The following is a 564-nucleotide window of genomic DNA, read 5'->3' as shown; positions in this document are numbered from 1 at the left end:
GGCCACGCTGTACCGCAACTTCCCCGACCGCACCGCACTGGTCGAGGCGCTGCTCCAGCGCACCGTCAACCGCATCGCGCGCCAGGTACAGAGCCTGGGCGATCGCGACGACGCGCTGTTCGAGGTGCTCGAAGGCATGGCCAACCGAATCGTCCAGTCGCCCGCGCTGTCGGACTACTGGCGCGCGGTGGATCCCGATCAGATACCGATCCGGGCCGCGCGCGAGACCATCTACGAACTGCTGCGCGAACCGATCGCCCGCGCGGTCGCCTCCGGCCTGTGCCGCCCGGACCTGGAAACGACGGACATTTCACTCATCTCAGGCATGCTGGGAGCCGCGCTGCGTGGCAAGACGCGTGACGAACGCGCCCGGCTGGCCACGCGCGCCCTGCAATTGCTGCGTGGCGGATTGCGGGGGCCTGCCGACGGGGAGGGATGATGCCGCAGTACCTCAAGCCGGTTCCGGACTGGGAGGAGCACGAAAAACCGACCCTGCCGGGCTCGGCTTCGATGCCGTGGCATCCGCCGCACCGCCGCCTCGCATATGCCCTGGTCGCGCTGCTG

At 69.3% G+C, this 564-nt stretch carries 1 protein-coding gene; it reads left to right on the top strand.

The genetic code is table 11. The annotated features are described in order from the left end of the window. Positions 1 to 439 (top strand): TetR/AcrR family transcriptional regulator (locus tag AAE045_RS24035; protein ID WP_455549810.1); only part of this gene is annotated, 439 nt, incomplete at its 5' end. Between the last annotated feature and the right edge of the window lie 125 nt (positions 440 to 564).

The sequence above is a fragment of the Dryocola clanedunensis genome (assembly GCF_038405435.1).
GTDB classification, from domain to species: domain Bacteria; phylum Pseudomonadota; class Gammaproteobacteria; order Enterobacterales; family Enterobacteriaceae; genus Dryocola; species Dryocola clanedunensis_A.
This window is presented reverse-complemented; position numbering and strand designations above follow the sequence as displayed.